This is a genomic window from Fuchsiella alkaliacetigena, from assembly GCF_023227765.1.
GTDB lineage: Bacteria > Bacillota > Halanaerobiia > Halobacteroidales > Acetohalobiaceae > Fuchsiella > Fuchsiella alkaliacetigena.
In genome coordinates this window covers 1-9,683 of record NZ_JALKBZ010000067.1, presented here as the reverse complement: position 1 = coordinate 9,683, position 9,683 = coordinate 1, and the positions used below count along the sequence as shown (strand labels likewise).

The 9,683-nt window shown below is 32.3% G+C and carries 6 protein-coding genes and 1 pseudogene; all 7 read right to left on the bottom strand.

The window, feature by feature from the left end:
• Positions 1-1,154: pseudogene (locus MWH30_RS12605) on the bottom strand (hypothetical protein); the annotation flags it as partial.
• A 658-nt stretch (positions 1,155-1,812) separates the two neighbouring features.
• Positions 1,813-2,220 (bottom strand): DUF8076 family protein, encoded by a 408-nt coding sequence (locus MWH30_RS12600; RefSeq protein WP_248664448.1) that lies wholly within the window; start codon positions 2,218-2,220, stop codon positions 1,813-1,815.
• A 13-nt stretch (positions 2,221-2,233) separates the two neighbouring features.
• Positions 2,234-4,915: a DUF1156 domain-containing protein gene (locus MWH30_RS12595; RefSeq protein WP_248664447.1), complete on the bottom strand. Its 2,682-nt coding sequence runs from the start codon at positions 4,913-4,915 to the stop codon at positions 2,234-2,236.
• Positions 4,916-4,933: 18 nt separating this feature from the next.
• Positions 4,934-5,863, bottom strand: a complete 930-nt coding sequence (locus tag MWH30_RS12590) for a hypothetical protein (protein ID WP_248664446.1) — start codon at positions 5,861-5,863, stop codon at positions 4,934-4,936.
• Positions 5,854-8,334 (bottom strand): DUF499 family protein, encoded by a 2,481-nt coding sequence (locus MWH30_RS12585; protein WP_248664445.1) that lies wholly within the window; start codon positions 8,332-8,334, stop codon positions 5,854-5,856. The genes MWH30_RS12590 and MWH30_RS12585 overlap by 10 nt, the downstream gene beginning before the upstream one ends.
• A gap of 67 nt (positions 8,335-8,401) precedes the next feature.
• The gene (locus tag MWH30_RS12580) at positions 8,402-9,073 is read right to left on the bottom strand and encodes a calcium-binding protein (RefSeq protein WP_248664444.1); all 672 of its coding nucleotides are present in this window, start codon (positions 9,071-9,073) and stop codon (positions 8,402-8,404) included.
• Between the two features lie 296 nt (positions 9,074-9,369).
• On the bottom strand, positions 9,370-9,660 hold the full coding sequence (locus MWH30_RS12575; RefSeq protein ID WP_248664443.1) for a hypothetical protein: 291 nt from the start codon (positions 9,658-9,660) through the stop codon (positions 9,370-9,372).
• Positions 9,661-9,683: the final 23 nt, after the last annotated feature.

Below are 9,683 nucleotides of genomic sequence, written 5' to 3'. Positions count from 1 at the left end.
CGAAGCCTATTGTAATTATTTTCTAATAGACTTCGATTACAACAGAGATTATTTTTCACAACATTAATTAAAGAACCGCTTTTAATTAACTTTTCCTTATCCTTTTCATCCATTTCATCATCTTTATCTCTCTTCCACTCTAGAGCATAATGAGAAGTCAAGATCTTCCGTTCAGTCTCCTCTGCTTTCTTTAATAGCTGCTTATTATAGGTCAAGTAGAGTACATCGCCTGGTAAACTATCATTATCCAAGACTCGATTTAAATAGACGGCCAACAAATAAAGTAGCATGGTCGACTTACCACTACCTGCTCGACCATTAATAAACACAGGTAGATTCTTGTCACTCTCGGGATTCATAATTTCTGCTAATAACTCTTCTTCTTCCCAAGAAAGAGCAAGATTTGCATCTTCATCTTTCTCTATCTCTAACCAGCGTTCATGGTCTACAATAATATCTGCCGGATAAGCACGACAGGAGTTTCTCATTATCTTATCGACTGTTGCATCTTTCTGTCCCAACTTAATCAGTAGTGCTTCCTCATTCTTCTCTTCTGCCAATCGCTCTTTTTCTCGCTGGTACTTTTCTTCAACCTGCTGGGCTGTATTAAAAGAGGTAATCAGATATAATATTTTGCGACTTCTATGGGGATCATTAATCTGACTATAGATTACTGTACAATCATCTCGAGAAGCAAAATAATTATCTCCTTCCAATCTCTTGATTACTAAATCATCAAAGGTATCAAAAACAACCCCCTGAATTATTTTGAAAAAAGTATAGTAGAAGTCGCTGTCGAGATTGTCAACCCAATCCTGACTTTCATATATGGTAATCCCCAAGTCCCCTTCTGAAGTACTCCATTCTGGAGTTTGCTGCACCCACGTTAAATACTCATCAGGTAATGCAAGCTTATTTTCCGATTTCTTTTTATAATTTTCTAGCCTCCGTCTTATTCGATTAAGTAAATCTTCAGTCACCAATTTATTCAACCTATTTTTAGCTCTCTCCCGTTCAGTCCGGGAAGTATTGGGTTCATAGAGATTAGAATAATTAGAACTATTCCTTCCTTTTTTATACATTCTCAGAAATAATATTACAGGCTTCTCAAATCTTACTTCCGGTTCTATAAACTCACTAATATCTTTAGCCAATAACCGTAATTTCCTATCAAGATTCTGTTTTAAAAAGCCAGAATTTCTCAACGGATCAAGCTGTTTCAAACTGGTCAAATTATCTTTAAGCCGTTTCTCTACTTTATTTCTCTGTCCAAATTCATCAAGATCTGCTTCAAATTCCTCACAAGTACAAATTATTAAAGAATCAGATACTTTAAAAATTATAATCCCCCCTACTATAATAAAAAGATTGCTAATAGCTCTCCTCTAATCTTTTGAGTTATCCATCATCCATATTAATAATTTAATCTGAATTATTAAGTCTCAAAGCAATCAAACTTTAATAATATCAACTATGTAATTCATCATAAAACAACAATTTTCCTGCAAATCACTTGAAATTAATTATAAATATTTTCCTTTTTTACTACTTTGATAATAAAAACCAAAAGGATTATTTTTTAGACAAAAATAAAGCTCCTCCTTTATCAAAAGGAAGAGCAAAATCAAACAATATTTTATTTGCAAGATCAATTCAACAAATTATCCATAAACTCATTAATTCTATTAATAATAAACTCTATTCTCTTGCCTAGAAACCCTAGCAAACTATTCCAAGTTGCTTAATTCAACTATCTAAATAATGAAACTATCAATCCCTAAAGTAATTAATAAACTTCATTACTATCACAACCTAAGAATCAATATTAAGGTTAGCAACCCAATACTCTGTATCTTCCTGACGCAAGGAACTACCAAATATATTACCCAGTGGAAACTCTTCATTACTATATTTCAATACTGCTTTGTTATTCCAGATAACAATTTTATTTTCAGTTATTACTTTGATAGTGGCAAAATTATCTGTTAAGTAATTTACTCCTTTACCTAAAATTTCAGTTAATAGATCATTCGCATCCTCTTTGCCTAAAAAGCACAGGAATTCTTCCAAACCATAAATTTCTAATGAATAATCGATATATTTATTTTCTTCCTGCACCATTTTTAAAAACTTCATAATACTCATTCTCTCTACAAAGTCATCATCTTGATAGTACTGCTGATTATAGTTTTGAGTCATTAAGTTATAACCCTGTTGCATTTTAGCTCCCCCTTTAAACATTTAACTCTTGCTTAGCCAGCTTAACTGCCTGTTTATAAGTCTTTTTAGTTCCTAAGCCTCTATCAACTAATCTTTGCAGTGCTTTATATGCAACGTCAGTAACAGCCTGTTGAGCCTGTTTTAATTTCTGTTCTTTTACCAGGTTATATAAATAATCAGCCTGATCGATTGCTAGTTTTAACTCTTTTGCTTCTAAATACTCTTTTCGTTCCTCCGGAGCTAAGACTTTTAGCATACTACCTTCTTTGGCTAATAAATTAGCCTCAATTAATTCATTTATGTCTATGTTTCTACTACTTAACTCTTTATTTAGATTACTATAAGATAACTCATCTCCTCGACCTACTATATAAGATAGATAAGTAGCAGTTATCCAATCGAAATCATTACTTAAGTTCTGCATTCGCTCATAAGATATTTCTAAGTCAATTATCTGTTGTACATCTTCAATTGCTTTTTCTACTGATACCTGTTCTCCATCTTTCATTACTCTGGGATAGTGTTGAGAATAAACCTCTAAGCATTTGCCAAGAGCAATTACAAAAATATCTCCTAAAGCAAGCTCTTTGTCTTTTTCCTCTAAATCATCAATAATTTCATCAACCTGAAATGAAATTTTATCTTTTAAACTGCTCCAGCTTTTTTCTTCTGATTCTTCTAATTGCTTACGACAAACAATAATTACATCATATTCTACATTAGCCTGTTTCTGAATATGTATAGAGGTAGACATTTCAGCCTGAACAGGATACATAGCAGAAATATAAAAACCAGCTTCTAGTACTGATTTTAAAACTGCTCCCCAAGCCTGATTATCTTTATGATGAAAAGTAAAAACCATTACCCCTTCATCTTTTAATTTTTTTCTTGATTCAGTAAACACTCTAGTTAAGCCATCTATAAAATCATCCTCCAATTTATTACGAACAGTATTTTTGACAACTTCTGAATATTTAGGAGTTAAATCTCCTTGAAAATTATCATATTCATCTTTTAAGGCTTCTCTTAACCAAACATAAAAAAAGTCACTCAGCTCAGAATACATTACGTTATCATAATAAGGAGGATCAGTTATTATAGCATCAACAGATTTATCAGGGATTTCACTTAAATCTTCCGATGTATGATTTAATAGTATTGAATTTCCCTCAGAATCTAACTTATTAAAACTATCAACTAATTTACCATTTATCTTATTTTGCATCTCTTTTTCTTTAGTCTGATTGTTTTTTCTATATTTTTCAAATGGATTTAAATTGTATTCTGCACCTTTTTTTATCATTCTATACTCTCGGATAAAACTTCCCCTTCCATACTTAGTACCCCAAAAATTATTTTCCACAAAATCAACTTGTGCAACAAAAGCATGTCTCATAAATAAATGGTCAATATGATTCCGATGCATATTATATGTACAAAATTTATTATTATAGTCAGTTGAATCAGATAAAACTAACAATAAAAATTCTTTTATTTTATTCCCTCCTATAAGCTTAATTGCATTTAATAATTTTCCAATGCTTATTAGTTGCCTTTCATTAAACATATCTTTCCAATATTGATATCCATGATTATGTAACTCTCTAGTTTTGAGCCCTTCTGGAATTTTTTGTTGAGGTATTAACAGCTCATCTCTAATTTCTTCATATTTTTCTACTGCCTGCTGATATAACTTTAAATCTTTTTTATCTGCTCTCTTATAACTCTTTCCATTTGTTTTATCTCCGATATCATTCTTATCACAATATTCACAATAATACTCAACAGCGTACATTACCTCTTTAGGTTTACCATTTTTATTAATAGATTCAGTAATTTTATCTTTCTGACCACAATCAGGACAGGTATAATATCCTCGGGAGGTATTCCCATCAGCATTGGGGTTAAATTTAAAACTACAACTTGGACATTCATTCTCACTTTTATAATCTTGACTAATAAAAACCTCTCTACAATCAGGACAAACTACCCAATACCCTTTTCGTTTTTTCGATCTTGTTTTAGCTAAACGATAATCTTTAAATAGCGAAACAGTCTCTCCGCAATTTAAACAGTCTAACTCTTTCACCCAAAAATAATACATCGCATCCGCTTCATGGTCACACTCTGGACAGTCAGTCTTATAGTATTTTAAAATCTCCGGTGCTACTTCTTCCTTTAACTTCTCAAAAGCAGCCTCTAATTCATCTAAATCCACTGGTTCAATCTGTTTTTTTACTGTAAACCAGGCAACTGGATTGAGATCACAACCAATTACATTACATCCTAATCTTAAAGCCTCTACTATCGTCGTCCCTCCGCCCATAAAAGGATCTAAAACAGTCTTATCTAAATCCCAATCTTTCAAATATAGATCCTTCCACTGTTCATTAGCATTCCTGTTTTTCATAAAATCTTTAAAATCCAACTGTTCACCTTCAGTTCCTAAATCACCAGAATCAAATAAGCTCTGTTGTTTATCTCTCCAGTCTATACTTTGATCTTCGAAATCATACTTTTCTAATAATGAATAAATCAATATCGACCGAAAGACAGAACCTAATCTCCTAGCCCACCATTTATGCATCGTATAAACCGGTCTATAATATCTCTTTGCTTTTGATTCCTTCTCAGCTACTTCATTAATAGCGTTAATCGGTAAATATTCTTCAATTAAAGTGTTCTCTTCACTCATTCCCAAACTCCTCCTAAACTACTTAGTAAGTATAATTCGTGGTGTAATTACCTCTAACAAACTCAAACCTCCGTGACTAAAAGTAGAGTACTTTCCACTCACTGGCCAACTATAATGACTAATCGGCAGATAGTGATCTTCAACCTCTACAATCAGATTTCTATCTAATAATTTAGCTGCTAATTCCTTATTAGCTTCCTCTTTAGCTGCAAAACGACTACCACCAAATAACTCTTTCAACCATTTTTTCACTGTCTTATTATTAATCTTGATATTATATCCAGCCTCTGTCCTTGTATAGCCATGATCTGAGCAGATTATTATTTTTTCTTTATCTAGATTATCCAGCACCGTAAACAGTACCTGTTTCGTTTTTTTATAAGTTTCTTCTAAATCGCTCTTTAATGATTGGCCCGAGCGAATATCCTCGATTAGAGTGTCAGGGTATCTACTCCAGATAAGTTGCTCATTTCCCCTAACTTTAATATCTTGATAATCTCTGATCTCTCTAAACTTAATATTTCTTTCAACAATATCAAACCTCATTTTTTCTTTGTAAAATCTTGTTTGTGAAGGCAAAGCTGAAAATGTATAATCAATCTTAAGCTGATACCCTTTCTGTTCTAGGCTGTCATAAAACAGACCAAGCTCTCTTAAGCTTAAAGCATCCATCAATAAATAAGTTAAATTAGGATTATCGTCTAAACTTCTAACTAAGGTTAAGTCCTCTCTATTAGCCAACTCTTTTAAATCTTCTTGATAAAACTCAAAATAAGACTTAAACAAAAACTTCTCTAGCTCCAAAAGCTCTTTTTCTGTACGAGAATAATATTCAAGTATATTATCAGTCTCATTTTTCTCGGTAATATAAATCTCTTGCAACTGCTTCCAAACTACTTCTACTGGATTCTCCGAGGCTAACAATTCCCTAACTAACTTTAATCGCATTCACGTTCCCCCCTAACTTCTAATGAATAACTTCCCTCCTTATCAGGTAACTTCAGTAAAAGTTCTTTTAGATCTTCTTTGCTGAATTTCTCCCCAAAATTAATAGTTATAACTACTTTATTAATTTGATCAGCAGCCCGAAGTTGAGTTTCAACTTGACTAATTAATAAACGATTAGAATTGCCTTGACTATGAATTTCAACTGGCTCAGTTTCTATCACTTGCTTTACTTCTTCAGAAGCATTACTTTGCTCAGCAGTTATTCTTTCTCTAACTTCAGCACTATTAACCCCCTCTTCTGGAGAGCCAATATTAATATCTTCACTATGATCATCACTAAGCTCTTCTGCAACTTCTGGATGATATTCGGGGTCTAATACGGCCCAGCGAGCCTGAATACTAACTCTTTCTCCACGGTATATTTTATTATTATCCCCTTCTAAATAAACCCGTTTATCGTTGTATAGCTCTTTAACCACATTAGTAAAATCACTATCGTTAGATATGAATGGATTTCTTCTATATTTCTTGCAGTCAGCTAATAATTCCTCTACTACTCTCCCCGTTTCCTGCCCTTTCACCTTAGTGATAATATAGTCTTTAACAGCAGACTTATCAGTCTTTATCTTTTCTCTGACTGCTTCGTGATCAGCCTCTACTACTTCCTGTCTGATTTTCGTTTGCTTTCCACTACTGGCCCAACGTAAATATCTGCCAAAAGACCCTTTTAATTCTCTAGTTAATTCTTGTATTTCACTTTCTAACGTTTCCGCTATTTTTTCTTTTCCTTCATTCAACTCTTCTTCTAACTGCCTAGCAGCCATTATTCGCTTCATTTTAGTAATGAATTTCTCTGTAAAAATATCTCGACTAGGTTTAATAATTGCTAATGTATTTTGATACTGCCGACCATAATAAATTTCCTGCTCCAAAAACTCCTCTAATTCTTTTCGCTCATGAGGACTATCTAATAATAAAATATACTTAACCTTTGAACTATCCTCTAGCTCATCATATCCATAAATCTTATATCGTCTATCAAATAATTGATCTCTAATATAATAAGCTAATTCTTCTTTTCCTTCTTCATCTCTAATCTTTTCCGCATTACTCTGTATTAAAGCGAAAACATTTCTTTGATCCTTAAATAAATATCCCGATTCTTCTTTATGTAAATAATGAGCAACTCCTAACAGTTCACCCATACCAATTTCAACATCAATTCCAGAAACCTCTTCAGGTCTGATAGTAGACAGAAAAATATCTTCTTTCTCTGCCACTCCCCGCTTAGGATCTAATGTATACAGCAAAATAGAAGTTAATATTTCTTGTGAGTATTCAATATTATTTTCTCTACAAACTCTAATATCAGATCTAAAACGACCTGTAATTTGATAATCAATCCCCTGTAAAGATCGACCATCAAGATCAGAAATCAGAAACATATCCTTATCTAGATACTTTTTCTTAACCACATCAACTAAAATCTGCAACTCCCCTCTGATATTCTGTTTTTCAGTAGAAGCTTCATCATAGATATCATCTAGCACCGATAATAATTCAGGATGAAAAGGATAAGAATCAATCATTTTAGCTCTATACTTCTGTCGATTTTCAAAGTCTAGTTCTACCTTCTCATATTCAGCTAAATAGTCATCTACTATTTTTTCAACTTCATTTCTATTAACTTCTTCTTTTGGAGTTTTGAATAGGCGATGGATAATAATTTTTTCTCTATCTCCTGTAGCAGCCATATCTTCTTTTCTGGGCTTACTTCTATTAATAATTTCTTTTAACTCTCTATTTTCTTCTAAAAATCCAATGAATACAAACAGCTTTTCATTATCAGCAGCTAATTCCAATAAATTCTGAATAAACATCTTATTTGCCTCTATTAAATGATCTTCTTGTTCGGGATTAAAAGAACCAAACCATCTTTCCAACTCATCAATAAAGATTGCAGTATAATCATCACCTATCAGCTCTTCTATATCATCTACTGTGGGATATCTGTCTATTTTATTAATTATTTCTTCCTTATCCAACTCCCTCATAATAGGTTCCCATAATTTATCGGGGTCAACCTTGCTTGTTGATAAAATACTGCTTTTACTATTATCCTGTATAGTAGCTAAATTAAATTTAATATTATGATAATTAATCCAACTTTCAGCTTGCTCTGGATATGCAAAAATATTATATAAAGTAATTAATGCATGAGATTTACCAGAACCATAAGCTCCAGCTAAAACTATTCCTCCCTGATTATCTATTCCAGTTAGTTTTTGATTTGCTAACTTAATCACATTTCTAATAGCATTAGAAGGATACGTGGTAGCAAAAAATCGCGCTGGATTCGATTCTAACCTATCTTCCTTATCCTTAACTCTATATGCTCTAATAGCATGTTGAAAATTAACTTCCGGATCAATCACTTCTTGTCTTGGCCTCAATAAATCATTTATTACCACTTGAAATCACTTCCCCCTTGATAAAAGATTTTGTAAATATTCCTAAATTTCAAAAAAGAGCTATCTGCTAACGATTTGCAAACCAGACCGCATAATCATTCACATGTTTATAGTTTAGACTATTTTTATCAGTAGCTTCTAAATCACATAAAGGGAAATAATGTACTTCGCTATCTTTCATAACTTCAACAATTACTCCGTAGAGATCCTCTACCGATGTTATCCCATTTACAATCAGCTTATCACCAAACTCTATACCTTCCCAGTCTTGAACTTCCCTAACTTCAGCCTTAAATGGAAAGCTTAATACCCTGTCTAAGTAGTCCTTCCAGACTTCAAAAACCTCCAATATCCCTTCATCCACAACTTCCTTAAGCACCTGATTAATTCTTTTACCCTGTTCTCCTAAAAATAACCACTTATACTGTTTATCAATTCTTTCAATAGCTCTCTTTACATCTTCTTTACTATCTCGGGTCTCTACCTTTTCCAAAACATCCTGTTCTAAGTTAAGCTTTGTATAATCTAGACCCTCTTCCTTACTTTCAATAATAAAATATTCCGGCATCTCCTCTAAAGTAAGGCTATCCCACTCAATACAATAAATATAAGAATCTTCAACTCCATATTTCCCTGAAACCCTTCCCTGCCAACCTCCAATCAACATATCCTCATCATCCGGACATTTAGCACCTTCTTTAACCCTTACTGAATCACCTATCTTTAAATCAATACTCATATTATCACCTCATTATTTAGTATAGCCAGTTCTAAGCAAAATTTAAATCTTTTAATACTTTTGAATTTATTAGTGTTCATTAATGTTGATTCAGCTCAAGACTACTCATGGTTCTAGGATTTTAATCTTATGTTTTAATGTTTTATCAAAACTTAGTCAGATTTTAATCTGTATCAAAATAGGTTTTAATCTTTATATTTTCACTAAATTAATTATACCATAAAAAACCAAAATTAAAAAATAAAAAACATCAGCTTAATAAACTGATGCTTTAGCAAAGGTTAAAGTATTTTGTATTATCTATTTCGATTTTTAGTATATGTACCTGCTCCCCAACCTCCTAAAAATCCTAGACCAATTTTTAGTACGTCTAAAAATATATCTTGATTATCTTTAGCCAAATAAACAGTTAAAAATACAAATAAAGCTATAGCTAAGAGAACATATATCAGTTTGTAGTTTTCTCGCTTATTCTTCAACTCAAACTCTCTACTTTCTGCTTTGTCAGATATATCTAATAATTTATCAATATGTGATTGCACTGCAAAAACAAAATAGAATAGCCTTCTAATAAGTCTATAATTCACTCACAATACTCAAATTTAAAGTT